Raw genomic sequence first — 16,279 nt, forward strand, 5'->3', positions numbered from 1 at the left:
GTCCAATGCTCCCTTCATTATATCCTTTCTTCTGTACATAATAAAATTGAAATTAGCAGATGCTACGGTCAGATGTTATTTAATAAGGAGGAATAAGCGATGAACTTAAATTTACGCAATGCCGTTCTTCACAATGTGACAGGCAATTCCCAGGACGAACTAGAGCATACGATTGTCGATGCCATCCAGAGCGGAGAAGAGAAAATGCTTCCGGGACTGGGCGTTTTGTTCGAAGTGATCTGGCAGCATGCCGATAACACGGAAAAACAGGAAATGCTTGAAACGCTTGAAAACGGCTTGAAGAAGTAATAATGGGGCTGTCTAATTAGTCCTGCAGAGAGGAAATGACTGAAACCAAAACCCCCTGAACGCTTTGTTTGAGCATTCAGGGGGTTTTGGTTTTACGTAGGTACTTTGAACATTTATTGGTTAGGCTGATTGAAGCGGAAGGTGCGCGACTCCTGCGGGAGCAGCGGGACAGGTGAGACCCCACAGGCGCTTGCGCCGCGGAGGCTCACCGCCCGCCCCGCGGAAAGCAAGCATCCTGCAGCGGAAATCAGCCAAAACCAATCCAATTTTAATTGCGAAAGGAGCTTAACAAATCGACTTTCTGGACAGCCCTTTCATAGCTTCCATATTAATCAAACGTAATGGAATCAACAGTGCTTCGGTCAAGACGCTTAATCACTTCCACAAGCAATTTCACCGTGTTTTCGTAATCATCCCGGTGAAGCATGGCTGCATGGGAGTGAATGTAGCGGGTTGCAATGGTAATCGATAAAGCCGGTACACCATTCGCCGTCACGTGGATTGCTCCTGAATCCGTTCCGCCGCCTGCAAGGGAATCATACTGATAAGGGATTCCGCATTCATCAGCTGTATCTGTTACCAATTCACGAAGGCCTTTGTGGGAAACCATTGATGCATCATAAAGAATGATTTGAGGCCCATCTCCCATTTTGCCAAGTGCTTCTTTCTCAGTAACTCCGGGAGTATCACCCGCAATTCCGACATCAAGCGCAAATGCGATATCCGGTTTAATAAGCTGAGCGGATGTTTTGGCACCGCGGAGTCCTACTTCTTCCTGAACAGTTCCTACACCATAAACAATATTCGGATGCTGTACTTCTTTCAGCTGCTTAAGTACATCTATAGCGATGGCGCATCCAATGCGGTTGTCCCAAGCCTTTGCAAGAAGCATTTTTTCATTTTTCATTACAGTGAATTCGAAGTAAGGAACAATCTGGTCTCCCGGGCGGATTCCGAATTCAATTGCTTCTTCTTTGCTTGAAGCACCGATATCTACAAACATATCTTTTATTTCAACCGGTTTTTTTCTAGCTTCAGGAGGGAGAATATGAGGCGGTTTTGAACCGATAATTCCCGTTACATCTCCTTTGCGCGTTACGATGGTAACACGCTGTGCAAGCATCACCTGTCCCCACCATCCGCCTACCGGCTGAAAGCGCAGAAACCCTTTATCGTCAATGCTTGTTACCATAAATCCAACTTCATCCAAATGTCCGGCAAGCATGATTTTAGGACCGTTTTCATCTCCGGTCTTTTTTGCGATTAAACTTCCAAGACCGTCTGTCACAACTTCAGTAGCATATGGAGCTATGTATTTCTTCATGACTTCCCGCGGTTCGCGTTCATTTCCGGGAATCCCTCTTGCATCCGTTAAGTCTTTCAGCATTTGCAAAGCGTCATCCAAGTGCGCCATTTTGCTGCCCCCTTTATTAATCGTTCACCTTATTATACTCAAAAAACAGACAATACAGCAAAAAATCCCTAGTACCCTTTTTTCTGCCTATCATGATTGATTTCATTTTTTAGAAGGTACGCCTTTTCAACATCCTCTGCCGTAAATCCAAGCAGTTCACCAAGATATAAATATTCCCCAAACACTGTCAAATAAGTGGATAGGCTTGGCTGTTTATCGAATAGAGAAATGGAGTCAAAAACCATCAGAAACTGGTGGGTAAGCGAAACGTCCCTGCCCCCGGTTTTTAAATCCAGAACTGTTTGCTCTTCATACTGATGTTCAAGTCCGAGTGAGAGGATGAAATGAATACCATCCACATATTCCTCAAGGATAACCTGCTTCTCTGAAGGGGCTTTTGTACTCCAAAATTTAAAACAGCGTGTTTCATTCGCCAGTTCTCCAAGCTCTACCAGCAGGGCGAGCGTTTTCCGCTGAGCCAGATTTTCATTTTCCAGGGAATGCTGACGCTTAATTTTCGCATCCAGTTCCCTTTGCATCTCAAAAAGCACCGATACGTTCATGTTGTAATCTCCTTTCAAGAATAAAAATTTTCTTCTTTTATGAAACCTTTTTCCAATTTGAAACGTATGTAAGAAAAAATAGCTGGAGGCCTGAACATGTTTGTTTTGCTCATTCGACTTGTCCTTATTGCGCTTATTTTCTTTCTCCTATACCGAGGGGTGAAGTTTATCCTTAATCCGAAACGCAAACTTGAATTGGCCCAGGAAAGAAAGGAACTATACTTCCTGGATGATCGGGAAAACGTCAGGAAAAACTTTCTCATCACTTATAAAGGAGCGCTATTTGAAGGAGAAAAATACCTCGGTACTACAGACCAGTCGTTTGAAGTCATCTCCATTTTTATCTGGAGCAGCACGGTTTCAAAGCTGCAGGGCCTCACGATCGAAGATTTCCGGTACCTGGAGTCGATCGTGAAGGAACACTATCCGTTTGCCAAGATAGATTGGAAAAGTCCGATTCATGAATTTCTCGGAGTTAAAGAATAATTCCAAATAGATAGACAGCCAGGGCGAAGTGGCCGGCTGAAAGCAGCGGCATGCCATATTTAAATGAGGCATGCTTTGTTTTATGCCGGATATGGTACATGCCTAACAGCGACCCCCAAGCTCCTCCTGCAAGAGACACGAGCCAAAGCGTTTTTTCACTGATTCTCCATTGGCTCTTTTGTGCCTTTCTTTTGTCAGCTGCCATTAGTAAGTAACCTGCAGCGGTTAAGATCGCATACACGATCAGCAGTCCTTCTGCCATTTTCTTCAGCTCCTGTCGTACAAAAAAGAGGCTGGTCCCTCACATGGAAGATGTACTGCAATCCCCCCTATCTAAAAGATATCGGAGATGCAGCAATCTGTCACGCTGTAAAGGGTCCAGCCTCTTTAATTTTTAACTTACTTGTCTAGTTTTGCTTTAGCAGCATCAGCAAGCTGTGCGAATGCTTTTGCATCTGCAACAGCAAGATCAGCAAGCATTTTGCGGTTTACTTCGATACCAGCAAGCTTCAATCCGTGCATTAGACGGCTGTAAGAAAGACCGTTGATGCGCGCAGCTGCGTTGATACGAGTGATCCATAGTTTGCGGAAGTCACGTTTTTTCTGGCGACGATCGCGGAAAGCGTAGTTGTAAGATTTCATTACTTGCTGGTTCGCTACCTTGTAAAGCGTGTGTTTGGAACCGTAATAACCTTTTGCTAATTTAATGACCTTTTTACGACGTTTGCGTGTTACTGTACCGCCTTTAACTCTTGGCATGTCATTTACCTCCTAGTTTTGTTTCCGATCTATTTTGAAATTATTTAATGTTATCAAGCATGTGGCGAATACGTTTGAAATCGCCTTTGCTAACCAATGAACCTTTGCGAAGTTTGCGTTTCGCTTTAGTGGATTTGTTAGCGAACAAGTGACTTGTGTAAGCATGTGAACGTTTAAGTTTACCAGATCCAGTCTTTTTGAAACGTTTAGCAGAGCCGCGATGAGTTTTCATTTTAGGCATAGGGGTTTCCTCCTCGTGTGATTACTTTTCGAATTTCGGTGCTAATACCAAGAACATGCTGCGTCCATCCATCCTAGGTGAAGACTCGATAGTTGCCACGTCAGCACAAGCTTCAGAGAAACGATCCAGAACGCGCTGGCCGATTTCTTTATGGGTAATAGCACGTCCTTTAAAGCGGATAGAAGCTTTAACTTTATCGCCTTTTTCAAGGAACTTGCGTGCATTTCTTAGTTTCGTATTAAAATCATGCTCGTCAATAGTCGGGCTGAAGCGAACTTCTTTAATACTGATGATTTTTTGGTTTTTGCGTGCTTCTTTGTCTTTCTTCTGCTGTTCGAAGCGGAATTTACCGTAATCCATGATCCGGCATACAGGCGGTTTAGCTCCTGCAGCAACCATCACTAGATCCAGGTTTGCGCGTGTTGCAATTTCCAGCGCTTCCTGACGTGATTTAATTCCAAGCTGGTCACCATTCTGTCCGATTAGACGCACTTCACGAGCACGAATGCCATCGTTTACCAACATGTCTTTGCTAATAGTTAGCCACCTCCATGGTTTATTACTGAATAGTGTTTGGCTACAGCAAAAGTTCAGCTGTCAACCATCCTGAGCGTTTCTTTGCGATTTTTAAGCATATAAAAAGTGCGGGCGCATTATACACCCACACTACGAATTCAAATAACCAAGTTTTGATCTCGTCATACCTGCTAACTGCAAATTGCGTCAATCAGGTGAGAAGCGGGTGCTTCTGCTTTTTCATCAAACAACTATTCAATTAACCTAAAACATCATACCATCTGTGCGGCATGAAGTCAAGGACCAGTACTGAATCACTGTTTTTGATTGTAACAGACGTATTCACCGTTTGCAATAGATTTTTTCACGGCCTGTTTCAGCATGAAACAAAGGGAGGTCCGCTCCAGGATGCCCGGCTTTCCACAGGCGGACGGCGGATCCCCCGAAGCGGGGAGGGAATCGCAGACGTTTCCTGAAACAGCCGTGCGATTCCCGTAAATAATTTGCGCTGTATGTTTACCTGTTAACTTCCTTTGAAATCATTTCAGCAAATTGTGCGTAAGGGATCGTTTCTGATTTCTGCTCTCCGTATTTACGGACATTCACTGCATCTTCTGCTGCTTCGTTGTCTCCAAGAACGAGCATGTAAGGGATTTTTTGAATTTGAGCCTCACGGATTTTATAGCCCATTTTTTCATCGCGAGTATCAAGTTCTGTGCGAAGTCCGAGTGACTGCAGCTGTTCCTGTACCTTTTTCGCATATTCCAAATGCACTGTCGGTGATACAGGAAGAATCTGCACTTGAACAGGGGCAAGCCAAGTCGGGAAGGCGCCTTTGTATTCTTCAATCAGGAAGGCAACAAAACGTTCCATTGTCGAAACGACTCCGCGGTGGATAACAACCGGGCGGTGCTGTTTGCCGTCTTCACCTACATAGCTAAGATCAAAACGCTCTGGAAGAAGGAAGTCAAGCTGAACAGTCGAGAGGGTCTCATCCTTTCCAAGAGCCGTTCTTACTTGAACGTCGAGCTTCGGACCATAGAAAGCTGCTTCTCCTTCTGCTTCGAAGTAATCATGTCCAAGATCATCCATTGCTTCTTTAAGCATGCTTTGAGCTTTTTCCCACATCGCATCGTCATCAAAGTACTTCTCTTTATCCTCAGGATCTCTGTAAGAAAGGCGGAATGAATAATTTTCAAGACCGAAATCCTTATAAACCTCTTCCACAAGACGGACAACACGGATGAACTCTTCCTTGATTTGGTCAGGACGAACGAAGATATGGGCATCGTTTAATGTCATTCCCCTTACACGCTGAAGTCCGGAAAGCGCTCCAGACATCTCATAGCGGTGCATCGTTCCAAGCTCTGCAATCCGGATTGGAAGTTCACGGTAGCTGTGGATATCATGCTTATAAATCATCATGTGATGAGGGCAGTTCATTGGACGAAGAACCAGGTCCTCATTATCCATGCTCATAACAGGGAACATATCATCCTGATAGTGATCCCAGTGTCCGGATGTTTTATATAGATCCACACTTCCCATAACAGGTGTGTAAACGTGATCGTAGCCTAAACGGACTTCTTTATCGACGATATAACGCTCAATGATGCGGCGGATTGTTGCCCCTTTCGGCAGCCACATCGGGAGACCTTGTCCTACTTTCTGAGAGTTTGTGAACAGGCTCAGCTCTTTCCCAAGCTTGCGGTGATCGCGCTCTTTTGCTTCCTCAAGAATCCGCATGTGCTCTTCAAGATCTGCTTTTTTGAAAAATGCCGTTCCATAGATCCGCTGCAGCATTTTATTGCTGCTGTCGCCTCTCCAGTATGCTCCCGCTACGCTCAAAAGCTTAAATTCCTTGAGTTTGCCTGTGGAAGGCACATGGACACCGCGGCATAGGTCAAAGAATTCTCCCTGCTCATAAATTGTCACTGTTTCATCCGCCGGAATAGCTTCAAGCAGTTCAAGCTTCAGCTCATCACCAATTTCTTCAAAGCGTTTTTGCGCCTCGCTTCTTGAAACTTCTTTGCGGACAATCTCTATATTTTCATTGATGATTTTTTGCATCTCTTTTTCGATTTTAGGCAGGTCTTCAGAAGAAATGGATTCTTCCATATCGATGTCATAGTAAAATCCATTTTCAATAACCGGACCTACACCAAGCTTCACTTCTCCATATAGTCTCTTGATTGCTTGAGCAAGCAAGTGCGCAGAGCTGTGGCGAAGAATTTCAAGTGCATCCGGAGAGTCCTGAGTGACGATTTCAATCGTCCCGTTCTCCTGAATGGGTGTACGCAGATCAATAAGATTGCCGTCCAGCTTTCCTGCTAAGGACTTCTTTTTAAGACCCGGGCTGATGGATGCCGCTATATCTTCAGTTGTCGTACCTTTAACAAACTCCTTCACTGCTCCGTCTGGAAATGTAATATGTATTGCTTCAGACATCCTGATCACTCCTTTTGTTTTTAAAAAAATAAGATCTGTTAAACTTGGCTGTTGATTGCAGCTAGCAGGCGTTCGCTTATCCTTGGGCGGGCGGTGAGCCTCCTCGCCGCTTTGCGTCTGTGGGGTCTCACCTGTCCCGCTGCTCCCGCAGGAGTCTCACGCCTTCCGCTCCAATCAACAGGTGTTAAAAATCAACATTATGCTTTAACATAGCCAAAAAATAAAAAACCCGCCCCTGTAAAAGGGACGAGTTATGTATACGGAATTATACAAAGCTTCATCGTGGTTCCACCCTAGTTCCCGGCAAGATTAAATAAACCTATGCTCGGCTCTAACATCTGTAACGGGAAAGCCCGTCAGCCATTAGTGAGGACGTACCTGTTCACGACTGAAGTTCAGAGGGGGTAAGGTGTGCCTTGCCGGTTAAAAAGGTTTCAGCCAGTGCCTTTTCTCTCTGAAAACCATTCACGCATCCTCATATCCTCATCGAAACTGATTGTGGTTGAATTTGATTCGATTATAGACTTTTTCTGTAAGGAAATCAAGAAGCTTTAAGGGATTTTTTTAGAGTTTAAATAAAACAAAACTTCCGGATGCAGGATGACCCGCTCCTGAAATACATTTTGTATGGTCTGCACCATCCCGTGATCCGGTTCATCGGTATACAGGAAAATTCTTTTCGGTGCAATACTGACAAGCGGTGCAAGAAGAGCTGTGTCAATATAAACAGGATGATGGAATAGCAGCGCTTTGTCTGTCATCCTCCGGAGTTCTGAATCCGTTAATTCGCTGTAATCCTCTGTAAACAGAAGAAAATGCCTCCGGTGAAAAACATGAATTTCCGGCAAAATCGAATGCTTTTGAAGAAGATAGTCCCTCAGCACCTGAATAAAATTCTGATACTCCTGTTCAAGCTTATATTCCTCAATGGCGGCCTCTGCATATTTACTGAGCCGCTTCAGATAATCATGGAGCCGGAAAAGGATGAACGACTCAAAGGAGAAGCTGAGCTCCGGTTTAATAAAATGGGTGAGAGCCTCTTCAATGCAGGCCTTCTTATCCGAAAACTTCTGAAGGTTTGGGATTTCCGTTCGTTCCCCTTCCATAATGGAATGGGCGATGCTGAGGATCTGCTGCTGTTCATCTTCATCTGTAAAATAAAATTGGTTTTGAATGATGGAAACGATAAAGGAATTTTCCACCTTTTCTGCAATGTATTCTGCAAGTGCAGGAATGAGAAAGATTTGAAACCCTTGCCCCTCCTGATCCTGTTCGGCTTCTACATATCCTGGCTTCCCCTGCCGGACGGACACCCCGGCTTTATTCGGCCTGCTGTGCAGCCACAAATATAGTGAATGTGCATCTTTTTCGGATTCAAAGAAAATCTCAAGCAAAGTTTGTCCCCCCCATAGCGAACATCTGCTTTATGTATATGGAGGCAGCTGGTTTTTTAGAAGGTTTTTTTCAAATATGTGCGGGAATTGGAGAAGGAAAAAAAAGCGCGAGCGCCTTGAAGTAATGAAGTTCTGCTAAGTGCGCGGAGTGCTGTCGCAACGCAGAACTGACCAGCGTCCTGCTGGCCCCCGCAGAATTAGGATTTATGGCCTCAGCGCTTGAGCTGGACGAAGATACCCCCGTAATCCTTATCAACATTGAATCATTTTCCTGCACAGCAAAAAAACTGCCCGGTATGGACAGTTTACTGGCGGCGGTTAACGCCCTCAAGCTTGACTGGGGTTGAAAGGTATTTCATTCTTTCAATAATCCGGGCAGCTTTCACCTTCTCCTCTTCCCCTCTTTGGGTGTAGGAAAGGTGGTGTTCAAGTTCCTTCAAATCAAAATTGGATGTAAAGAAGGTTGGAAGGTTTTCTGTCATTCGGTATTGCAAAAGCACGCCAAGTATTTCATCTCTTGTCCAGCTGGACATGGACTCGGCTCCAATATCATCGAGCATCAGCACCTCTACCTTTTTAACGGCGTCCATTTTTTCATCCAGGGTGGAATCCTGAATGGAGTTTTTAAGCTCTCTCATAAACTCCGGCAAATAAACGAGCATGGAGGGAATGTTTTTATGTGCGAGCTCATTTGCGATTGCACCCATAATATAGGTTTTGCCAACTCCAAACGCCCCATGAAGGTAAATTCCTTTTTGCCTTTTCTTTTGGCCGGCAGCTTCCATGAATTCTTTAATCAGGCCAAATACTTTGACCCTGCTATGATCGTCAAATTCAATATCCTGGAACTGGGCAGCGAGAACATCCTTTGGAATGTATAAGCTCTTAATTAAAGACTCATGCTTTTTCCTTTGGTCGGAAATAACCTTTGTAGGGCATTGATCATATTGCAGGTCGATGGTTTTCCCTTGCAGAACCAATTCGGGATGGTAGCCCTGCAGCAGGTTTTTGCATTGGCCGAGGCTCGGGCATTCTCTGCACTCGATGCTTTGCTGAGTATACTCATAAAGTTTATTCAAGCTTCTCTCTATGACTGCATCATCAATCTGGCTGCTGTTTGCAGAAATGAATGCCTGAATATCAGGATTAGCCAAGACCTCCTCTTTTAATGAGCTTAGCCTTTTTTTGAAGTCAGGCCGGTTTGTCACGTTTTTCATCGATTTTCCAATCGGCTCCATTCATATTCACCTCTTATCCGGATTCAGGATTCTGATTTTGGGGGATTTTTATAATTTTTTATCCATTCTGCCATTTTTTGCTTTTCCTCTTCAAGAGCTGCCTGCTGAGCGGCATCAGGATTAGAAGAAACCTGTTGATCGGGTTTCGGATCCGTGTCCTGCTCTTTCAGCCAATCCGGAAGCATTTCACTTCGGACCGGTTTCTTCCTGGATGATGCAGGTTTATTTTTGCCTCCTGCCCATTCCAGATACTTCTTATGCTCTTTTTTAGCCAGCTGCATAGCGCCTTCAACCGTCGAAACTTTCTTTCTCGCCCAATGACCGGCTATTGTCTGGACGAATCCCTTCGACAGCTTCATGTCAGCACGGAGCATCACATAGTAAATCAGCACATTTGCTACGCCCGGCATCAACTTTTGCTGGATCATAACTTCTTCAATAATCTGCATATCAGCAAGCGTCGGTTCCGCTCCTTCATATAAATCCTTCATAAATTGATAAGGAGAAATGGTTTCAAGCTGGCGAATGATCGTCTGTTCCTTCGTCAGTTCTTTATTCTCTAGGACGGTGCGCTGCATAACCGGCTGAACTTTATTCATTTCAACAAGCTTCGGCGTCTTTTTGCCATATTGGAAGTCATACCATTCCCTTGCACTTTTGCGAAGCCACTCCCTGTCAATGGATTCATCCGGCTGCAGCGAATCCATGAGCAGGTTTTTCATGTTGATCGGATCAATTCCATACACATAGGCAAGCTTTACGATGGTTTCCTTGACAGGATCTGTAATTGATTTCTTCGAGATAACCGATTCCGAAAGCCCTTCAAACAGCAAATCAAAATCAAACACAGATGGAGAGAGGACGGGCTCCGCTCCGCCTGATTCTCCAATATACTCTCTTTCATCACCCGGGTCTTCCTCACCTTGCATCATTGTCATTTCGCTCGGCTGAAGAGACTGGAATACTTCATCAAATGAGCGCGTTACATTTTCGGCAGTTCCGCGTTCTTCATCGGTGAAAAAGTGTTTAAGCTGCATATAGGTTGTATGACCAACCCGATTATATAAATAAATATTCAGCATCCCGTCGTTAAAAAATGCATCGGGCTGAAGAGGAGGCTGAATTTCATAAATGAACATTCGGCTTCCATCCACTTCCTGCAAATAGGAAGTAAGCAGTCCGATTCCTTCAAGCTTAATCCGTTCAGAATAAAAGCTCTTTAAATTCATTTGGGTCAGTGTCATCAGGCGGTGATGCGGGTGTTCCTTTCCCCATACCCTGTCCTGCTCAAGCTCCGCCCACAGGGTCATGTATAAACCTAGAGCAGCTGTACCGATCAGCGGCTGATAAAGCATGGTTGCAAGCTTCCGGTCGTATTCGTGCAGGATGCCCCTGCTTCTAGCCCGGTACCTGTCGCCCGGTATCAGTTCCTTCCAATGATAATCCTTCACTCCGATTGCCTCCCCATTTAAAAGAATAGCGATGGGGAAAAGGAGCCGGAAGCATCAAAGGTCCGTACTCCTAATTGCTTTCCCTCTTAATTAATTCCTTTAACTCATCTATAAAAACGTTAATATCCTTGAATTGTCTGTACACAGAAGCAAAGCGTACATAGGCGACTTCATCCACTTGGGCAAGCCGGTCCATGACCATTTCTCCAACACTTTCGCTCTTCACTTCTGAAACACCATTGTTTCTTAATTCTTTTTCAATATCCTGTACAATCTCCTCAAGCTTTGTCAGGGGGACAGGTCTCTTTTCACATGCTTTTATAAGACCGCGCAGCATTTTTTCTCTGCTGAATTCTTCGCGCGTACCTTCCTTTTTTACCACGATCAGCGGAATCTCTTCCACTTTTTCGAATGTCGTAAACCGGTATTGGCAATCTTCGCACTCGCGTCTCCTCCGGATGGCTTTGCCTTCCTCAACTGGGCGGGAATCAAGCACCCGTGTACCCTGATTATGACAAGTAGGACACTTCATGTTTTATTAACAGCTCCAATCCATGCATGGTAACCGGGCTATGCCCTATACAGCCTATCGTTTCTTTATTTGCCGGAATTCAGTCCGGAGCCGACAAATTTTAATTCGCCGTCTAATTTCTGCTGAAATTCCAGAATAACTTTTCTGCTGTAGCCGAAATCTGTCGGAAGGGCAGTGTCGGATGAAACAGAAAAATCAATGGCCGTCTCAAATGGTCTTACAGAAATAACAGTCGCGACCAAAAGAGCTGATTTAGGTTTTTGAATCTGAACACTGATTTCCCCGCGCTCCTCTGAAACGGATGTAACTTTACAGCCGCCTCTGACAGCTGCTGCAGCCTGTACTGCGTCCATTGCTTTTTTGGCCGTCGCTTTATAATAACGGCTTCTCAATTCAGGATCATTATGCGCCTCAGCTGTTTCGCTATGTGCTGAAAAGAATGCTTGTACTTTTTTTAATAGACTCATAGAAGATCTTCTTCTCCTCTGCAGCACCCCCGAATGGATGCGATATGTATTTATCTCTATCATACTGTTTTTTCCGGATAATCAAAAGAGGTGTGAATGAATCTTCACACCTCTTTACCCAATGACATTATCAAACTTGAAATTACTGAGCTTTTGCTTGAGACTGTTTTACTTGAACAGGTCCCATGCCGCGAGGAATTTCGATATTCTCACGCGTTTGTGCACTAAGTGCCTCAGCAATGTAGTCGGCAGCAATATTCGGATTTAAATCTCCGCATGTATATACGTCAATACTCGCATACCCATGTTCAGGAAAACTGTGAATGGTTAGGTGGGATTCAGAAATAATAACAACCCCGCTCACACCTTGTGGAGCAAATTTATGAAAAGCTACCTCTCTAACTTCTGCACCAGACTTTAAAGCAGCATTAACAAACGTTTTTTCAATATAATCCATGTCGTTCAACTTATCGAAATCACAGCCCCATAGTTCTGAGATTACGTGTCGTCCCATTGTTTCCATAGTCATGGATCCCCCTTATTCATATTTGGCATTAAATGAAATTCTCCGCACATTGGCATGCCATACTACCACGGGGGAAAGTTAGTCCTAAGAGGTCCTAACCCTTTAAGTAGCCACAACACCTTGCTCTCAAGAAGTTCACGAAAAATAGTATACTTCCTTTGAATAGTTTTTGCAACACACTTTCGGAAAAAATATTTTCCTGAAATTGAGAACATTTTACAAGAAATAGTTACCTTAAGATTCCTAACCCCTGTCGCAGTAACATGGTTGAGCATCTGACGGCAAAACGGCATTTTTTTTGCCTATAAAAAAAGCTTAGCGAAAAATCGCCAAGCCTTCAAGAAAGAAGATTATACATTTAACGGCTTCCTCAGACTAATTGCAGCAAGATTGACTAAATCCACAACCCTGCAGGAATAGCCCCATTCGTTATCGTACCAGGCCAGAACCTTTACTTTTTTCCCTTCGATGACAATGGTAGAAAGTCCATCAATAATAGCGGAATGCGGATCTGTATTAAAATCGACCGAAACCAAAGGCTCCGCTGTGAATCGGATGATGCCCTCCATCGGTCCTGAAGCCGCATTTGAAAAGGCTTCGTTGATTTCACTTGCTGTTATTTCCCGTTTTAAATCAACGACCAGGTCGACGAGAGATACGTTTGGTGTTGGAACTCGAAGTGACATCCCATGCAGTTTACCTTTTAAATGAGGCAGCACAAGCGAAAGTGCTTTTGCTGCTCCGGTTGTTGTAGGAATAATGGATTGTGCACACGACCGCGCACGTCTTAAATCTTTGTGAGGATTATCTATATTCTTCTGGTCATTTGTATATGCATGGACCGTTGTCATCAGTCCGTTCTCAATACCAAACTGCTCGTCAAGTACCTTTACGACCGGAGCAAGGCAGTTCGTTGTGCAGGATGCATTTGAAATGATTTGATGCTCCTCTTTTAGCATGTGCTCATTGACACCCATAACAATCGTAACGTCCTCATCTTTGCCGGGAGCAGTCAGGACAACCTTCTTTGCACCGGCAGCAATGTGATCCATCGCTTTGTCCTTCGAATTGAACTTTCCTGTAGCTTCAATAACGATATCCACATCCAGCTCCCTCCAAGGAAGCATTTTAGGGTCCCGATTGTTAAGCAGAAGGATTTTGTGACCGTTTACAATTAAGTGGTCACCAGCTGGAATAACGTCTCCTTCGAATTTCCCGTGGTTTGTATCATATTTAATCAGATGTGCAAGAGTTTCAGCCGGATAGCTCGCATTGATTGCGGCAATACGAAAATCTTCACCCATAATCGCCTTGCGAAATACCATCCTGCCTATTCTTCCAAACCCGTTAATGGCTACATTTACGTTCATAGTTAATGACCCCTTCCGCTTTGTGCTATACTAGAAGTGTTAATTATGTAATTAGTATATCACATTTGCGCTTTTTGGAAAGATGAAAACGACTAATTTTCTATAATTTTCATTCTTTTTAATGGAATAGTCCGGGCTATAAGATGCACAATTGGGTTAAAAGGTAAAGTAGGACTGTCCAAAGTACAGTTTTCAAAGCTGCTATCTCTGTTTAAAATTCGTTTGGTTTTGGCTGATTTCCGCTCAGCCTAACCTTAGTTGTTCTAAATATCTATTATAAAAATACAACCCCCGGAATGCTCATATAACAGCGTCCCGGGGGTTGCAATTTTAATACATTTCCTCTCAGCAGGACTATTTAGACAGCCCTTTCTGTTACTCGCTGATTTTCCATTTTCTAAGAATCCCGAGAAGCTGAACTTCCGTTTCTTCCCTTGTTCCATTGTTATCGAGCACTTCATCTGCAAGTAATTTCTTTTCATCAAGCGGCATTTGCGAATCAATCCGCTGCTGAGCTTCTTTTTGGGCATAGCCGTTTCTTTTCATCAAACGCTCCAGCTGAGTTTCAGGGGTCACATATACAAGAAGGCTCTTGTCGGCAAAATGGGCGAGCCTGCTTTCAAAAAGAAGCGGAATATCAAGAATGACCGCTTTGCTGCCTTGCTGTATATATTCATCCCGCTGGCGGATCATTTCTTTTCTGACCTCCGGATGAACAATCTCATTCAGCATCTTCCTTTTTTCAGGATCAGCAAAAATTTCACTTCCAAGCTTAGCTCTGTCAATCGCACCATCATCCTGCAAAACACGATGGCCGAAGACTTCAGCAATTCTGCTATAGGCAGGTTTCCCTTGATCGACGGCTTCTTTTGCAATTACATCTGCATCGACAATCGGGAAGCCAAGCTCCTTCAATAGGGAGGAAACGGTGCTTTTACCGCTGGCAATACCTCCCGTCAAGCCAATTACTAGTGTCATTTAAATCGTCTCCCTTATAGCTTCCAAAAGCCCACAAAGATTAAGAGAATTCCGGGAAGACAGCTGAATTTTTCAATCCATGACCATTTTGAGAACAGATGGCCTGATTTGATGCCAGCAAGCAGAAAGACGGAACTCATTACGGCAGCTGTCACACTCATAACATAAGGCGAAAACCCAAGCAATGCAGCCCCGAAGCCGGCACCAAAAGCATCCAAAGACAATGCAGTCCCCAGCAGCAGCGCTTCTATCCCGGCAATATGGCCGGAGCCATCCAAATCAGCTGTTGATGGTCTTTTCAATATGTGGATTACAATTCCCAGTGATTTGATTTCCAGGTTAAAAAGTGTTTTTTCCCGTTCTTCTCTAGTAAGGTCTTTGGAAGGCCTGAAAAATTGGTATAGCACCCATGCTCCGATTCCGATCAAAATGATCCCGCCCATTCTTTTTGTCCATTCCGGATCAATAAATGAGCTGAGCAAATGGCCAAGCAGCATGGCCGCAAGCAAACTAAAAGCAGAGCATAAAGCAATAATGAGCAGTGATTTTATCGGGATTTTCATTTTCTTCAGTCCGTAGCTGAATCCGACAGAAAAACTGTCCAGACTTATGGCAAAAGCCATAATAAAAAGTGAAATGGATGTCATATAAGGCACGGGCCCCTTCCGTTCGGTTCTCGTGCATTATATGACATTTGCCCATCAGAAGTGACGTGTTGGAATGAAAGGATTAAGCATCAGCACTGACACCCGCGTCAAGCGGCTGGCAGTTCGGACAGTAATGAGTTCCTCTCCCGCCGGTCGTTTTCTTCTCAATAGGAGTTCCGCATTGTTTGCACGGCTCTCCTTTTCTTCCATAAACGTAAAGCTTCAGCTGGAACATCCCCATTTTCCCTTGGGAATTGAGATAAGAGCGAATGGTGCTTCCGCCTTGCTCAACCGCTTCATTAAGCGTTTCAATAATTTTGTCCCTCAGAACGTTTATTTCCTCAATTGATAATTCTTTAGCTGGTTTGTCAGGATGAACACCTGCTCTGAACAATGCTTCATCCACATATATATTGCCGAGGCCGGTCACGATCCGCTGATCAAGGAGCACGACTTTGATCATCCGATTTGTCCGTGAAAGCTTTTCGGCTAAATAGTCTCGGGAAAACTCATCCGAAAAGGGTTCAGGACCAAGCTGGGATAAAGGAAGATCCAGCTGCTCTGTTCCTTTTTCAAAAAGATGCATCGTCCCGAATTTCCTTACGTCATCATATCTCAAATGGGTGCCGTCACTGAAGCGGAAAATTACGTGTGTATGCTTTCCTGCCTCTTCCCCATCCTGGTAAAGCCCATACTTCCCTTCCATTCGAAGGTGTGAAACCAGGACATAATCATCCAGTGAAAACATAAGAAATTTCCCTCTTCTTCCTATATCCTGAATCGTCTGTCCCTTTAGCGCATCCTGAAACTGCAGAACATCATCCGGCCGTTTAATCATCTTCGGCCAGCGAACTTCGATTTCCGCGATGGACTTCCCTATTATAAGTTCAGAAAGTGTTCTTCTGACGGTTTCTACTTCCGGTAATTCAGGCACATTCAC

Annotated in this window: 19 protein-coding genes and 1 other annotated feature; of the genes, 2 read left to right on the top strand and 17 right to left on the bottom strand. The window is 44.2% G+C overall.

The window, feature by feature from the left end; all coding sequences use genetic code 11:
* Nucleotides 1-99: 99 nt before the first annotated feature.
* Entirely contained in the window at nt 100-309 is a 210-nt protein-coding gene (gene sspI, locus J9317_RS14380; RefSeq protein ID WP_035410902.1) for a small acid-soluble spore protein SspI, read from the top strand.
* A gap of 328 nt (nt 310-637) precedes the next feature.
* Here the strand turns inward: sspI and J9317_RS14385 are convergent, their stop codons facing one another.
* Together J9317_RS14385 and J9317_RS14390 are read right to left on the bottom strand one after the other, a co-directional pair.
* Nucleotides 638-1,723 carry a M42 family metallopeptidase gene (locus tag J9317_RS14385; protein ID WP_211559714.1) on the bottom strand — a complete coding sequence of 362 codons (1,086 nt, stop codon included), beginning with the start codon at nt 1,721-1,723 and terminating at the stop codon, nt 638-640.
* Between the two features lie 68 nt (nt 1,724-1,791).
* Nucleotides 1,792-2,286: a dUTP diphosphatase gene (locus J9317_RS14390; protein ID WP_211559716.1), complete on the bottom strand. Its 495-nt coding sequence runs from the start codon at nt 2,284-2,286 to the stop codon at nt 1,792-1,794.
* A 96-nt stretch (nt 2,287-2,382) separates the two neighbouring features.
* Here J9317_RS14390 and J9317_RS14395 point away from each other — a divergent pair, with 96 nt between their 5' ends.
* Nucleotides 2,383-2,772 (top strand): sigma-w pathway protein ysdB, encoded by a 390-nt coding sequence (locus tag J9317_RS14395; RefSeq protein ID WP_211559718.1) that lies wholly within the window; start codon nt 2,383-2,385, stop codon nt 2,770-2,772.
* On the opposite strand, the gene J9317_RS14400 is transcribed toward J9317_RS14395, so the two are convergent.
* The 15 genes from J9317_RS14400 to mutM all read right to left on the bottom strand — a co-directional run bounded on the left by J9317_RS14400 (nt 2,762) and on the right by mutM (nt 16,273).
* Nucleotides 2,762-3,034, bottom strand: coding sequence for a DUF1294 domain-containing protein (locus J9317_RS14400; protein WP_211559720.1), 273 nt, complete (start codon nt 3,032-3,034; stop codon nt 2,762-2,764). The two genes, J9317_RS14395 and J9317_RS14400, sit on opposite strands and share 11 nt — an antisense overlap.
* A gap of 137 nt (nt 3,035-3,171) precedes the next feature.
* Nucleotides 3,172-3,531: a 50S ribosomal protein L20 gene (gene rplT / locus J9317_RS14405; protein ID WP_035410911.1), complete on the bottom strand. Its 360-nt coding sequence runs from the start codon at nt 3,529-3,531 to the stop codon at nt 3,172-3,174.
* A 40-nt stretch (nt 3,532-3,571) separates the two neighbouring features.
* Nucleotides 3,572-3,772, bottom strand: a complete 201-nt coding sequence (rpmI, locus tag J9317_RS14410) for a 50S ribosomal protein L35 (protein WP_035410913.1) — start codon at nt 3,770-3,772, stop codon at nt 3,572-3,574.
* Nucleotides 3,773-3,793: 21 nt separating this feature from the next.
* Nucleotides 3,794-4,297: a translation initiation factor IF-3 gene (gene infC / locus J9317_RS14415; RefSeq protein WP_123920337.1), complete on the bottom strand. Its 504-nt coding sequence runs from the start codon at nt 4,295-4,297 to the stop codon at nt 3,794-3,796.
* Between the two features lie 105 nt (nt 4,298-4,402).
* Nucleotides 4,403-4,532, bottom strand: a sequence feature (ribosomal protein L20 leader region).
* A 272-nt stretch (nt 4,533-4,804) separates the two neighbouring features.
* Nucleotides 4,805-6,736: a threonine--tRNA ligase gene (gene thrS / locus J9317_RS14420; RefSeq protein ID WP_211559722.1), complete on the bottom strand. Its 1,932-nt coding sequence runs from the start codon at nt 6,734-6,736 to the stop codon at nt 4,805-4,807.
* Nucleotides 6,737-7,287: 551 nt separating this feature from the next.
* Nucleotides 7,288-8,130 (bottom strand): putative sporulation protein YtxC, encoded by an 843-nt coding sequence (gene ytxC, locus J9317_RS14425; protein WP_211559724.1) that lies wholly within the window; start codon nt 8,128-8,130, stop codon nt 7,288-7,290.
* Nucleotides 8,131-8,435: 305 nt separating this feature from the next.
* Nucleotides 8,436-9,368: a primosomal protein DnaI gene (gene dnaI, locus J9317_RS14430; protein ID WP_211559726.1), complete on the bottom strand. Its 933-nt coding sequence runs from the start codon at nt 9,366-9,368 to the stop codon at nt 8,436-8,438.
* A gap of 23 nt (nt 9,369-9,391) precedes the next feature.
* Nucleotides 9,392-10,819 carry a replication initiation and membrane attachment family protein gene (locus tag J9317_RS14435; RefSeq protein WP_211559728.1) on the bottom strand — a complete coding sequence of 476 codons (1,428 nt, stop codon included), beginning with the start codon at nt 10,817-10,819 and terminating at the stop codon, nt 9,392-9,394.
* A 70-nt stretch (nt 10,820-10,889) separates the two neighbouring features.
* The gene (gene nrdR / locus J9317_RS14440; protein WP_211559730.1) at nt 10,890-11,351 is read right to left on the bottom strand and encodes a transcriptional regulator NrdR; all 462 of its coding nucleotides are present in this window, start codon (nt 11,349-11,351) and stop codon (nt 10,890-10,892) included.
* Nucleotides 11,352-11,416: 65 nt separating this feature from the next.
* Nucleotides 11,417-11,818, bottom strand: a complete 402-nt coding sequence (locus J9317_RS14445; RefSeq protein ID WP_211559732.1) for a cytosolic protein — start codon at nt 11,816-11,818, stop codon at nt 11,417-11,419.
* Nucleotides 11,819-11,960: 142 nt separating this feature from the next.
* Nucleotides 11,961-12,341: an adenosylmethionine decarboxylase gene (gene speD / locus J9317_RS14450; protein WP_035410928.1), complete on the bottom strand. Its 381-nt coding sequence runs from the start codon at nt 12,339-12,341 to the stop codon at nt 11,961-11,963.
* 353 nt (nt 12,342-12,694) lie between these two features.
* Nucleotides 12,695-13,714 carry a glyceraldehyde-3-phosphate dehydrogenase gene (locus J9317_RS14455; RefSeq protein WP_211559734.1) on the bottom strand — a complete coding sequence of 340 codons (1,020 nt, stop codon included), beginning with the start codon at nt 13,712-13,714 and terminating at the stop codon, nt 12,695-12,697.
* Between the two features lie 375 nt (nt 13,715-14,089).
* A complete protein-coding gene (gene coaE / locus J9317_RS14460) occupies nt 14,090-14,692 on the bottom strand; it encodes a dephospho-CoA kinase (protein WP_211559737.1) in 603 nt (200 codons plus the stop codon).
* A gap of 14 nt (nt 14,693-14,706) precedes the next feature.
* On the bottom strand, nt 14,707-15,339 hold the full coding sequence (gene ytaF / locus J9317_RS14465) for a sporulation membrane protein YtaF (RefSeq protein ID WP_211559739.1): 633 nt from the start codon (nt 15,337-15,339) through the stop codon (nt 14,707-14,709).
* Between the two features lie 82 nt (nt 15,340-15,421).
* Complete coding sequence (mutM, locus tag J9317_RS14470) at nt 15,422-16,273, bottom strand: DNA-formamidopyrimidine glycosylase (RefSeq protein ID WP_211559741.1); 852 nt, start codon at nt 16,271-16,273, stop codon at nt 15,422-15,424.
* Nucleotides 16,274-16,279 lie beyond the last annotated feature (6 nt).

This window comes from Metabacillus flavus, assembly GCF_018283675.1.
Taxonomy (GTDB): Bacteria; Bacillota; Bacilli; order Bacillales; family Bacillaceae; genus Metabacillus_B; species Metabacillus_B flavus.

Bases quoted from the DNA above. Each gene is read 5' to 3' on its own strand.
- J9317_RS14455 (WP_211559734.1), bottom strand. From the start codon at position 13,714: ATGAACGTAAATGTAGCCATTAACGGGTTTGGAAGAATAGGCAGGATG.
- coaE (WP_211559737.1), bottom strand. From the start codon at position 14,692: ATGACACTAGTAATTGGCTTGACGGGAGGTATTGCCAGCGGTAAAAGC.
- ytaF (WP_211559739.1), bottom strand. From the start codon at position 15,339: ATGACATCCATTTCACTTTTTATTATGGCTTTTGCCATAAGTCTGGAC.
- J9317_RS14400 (WP_211559720.1), bottom strand. From the start codon at position 3,034: ATGGCAGAAGGACTGCTGATCGTGTATGCGATCTTAACCGCTGCAGGT.
- rplT (WP_035410911.1), bottom strand. From the start codon at position 3,531: ATGCCAAGAGTTAAAGGCGGTACAGTAACACGCAAACGTCGTAAAAAG.
- J9317_RS14385 (WP_211559714.1), bottom strand. From the start codon at position 1,723: ATGGCGCACTTGGATGACGCTTTGCAAATGCTGAAAGACTTAACGGAT.
- J9317_RS14390 (WP_211559716.1), bottom strand. From the start codon at position 2,286: ATGAACGTATCGGTGCTTTTTGAGATGCAAAGGGAACTGGATGCGAAA.
- rpmI (WP_035410913.1), bottom strand. From the start codon at position 3,772: ATGCCTAAAATGAAAACTCATCGCGGCTCTGCTAAACGTTTCAAAAAG.
- J9317_RS14445 (WP_211559732.1), bottom strand. From the start codon at position 11,818: ATGAGTCTATTAAAAAAAGTACAAGCATTCTTTTCAGCACATAGCGAA.
- infC (WP_123920337.1), bottom strand. From the start codon at position 4,297: ATGTTGGTAAACGATGGCATTCGTGCTCGTGAAGTGCGTCTAATCGGA.
- dnaI (WP_211559726.1), bottom strand. From the start codon at position 9,368: ATGGAGCCGATTGGAAAATCGATGAAAAACGTGACAAACCGGCCTGAC.
- nrdR (WP_211559730.1), bottom strand. From the start codon at position 11,351: ATGAAGTGTCCTACTTGTCATAATCAGGGTACACGGGTGCTTGATTCC.
- J9317_RS14395 (WP_211559718.1), top strand. From the start codon at position 2,383: ATGTTTGTTTTGCTCATTCGACTTGTCCTTATTGCGCTTATTTTCTTT.
- thrS (WP_211559722.1), bottom strand. From the start codon at position 6,736: ATGTCTGAAGCAATACATATTACATTTCCAGACGGAGCAGTGAAGGAG.
- speD (WP_035410928.1), bottom strand. From the start codon at position 12,341: ATGGAAACAATGGGACGACACGTAATCTCAGAACTATGGGGCTGTGAT.
- sspI (WP_035410902.1), top strand. From the start codon at position 100: ATGAACTTAAATTTACGCAATGCCGTTCTTCACAATGTGACAGGCAAT.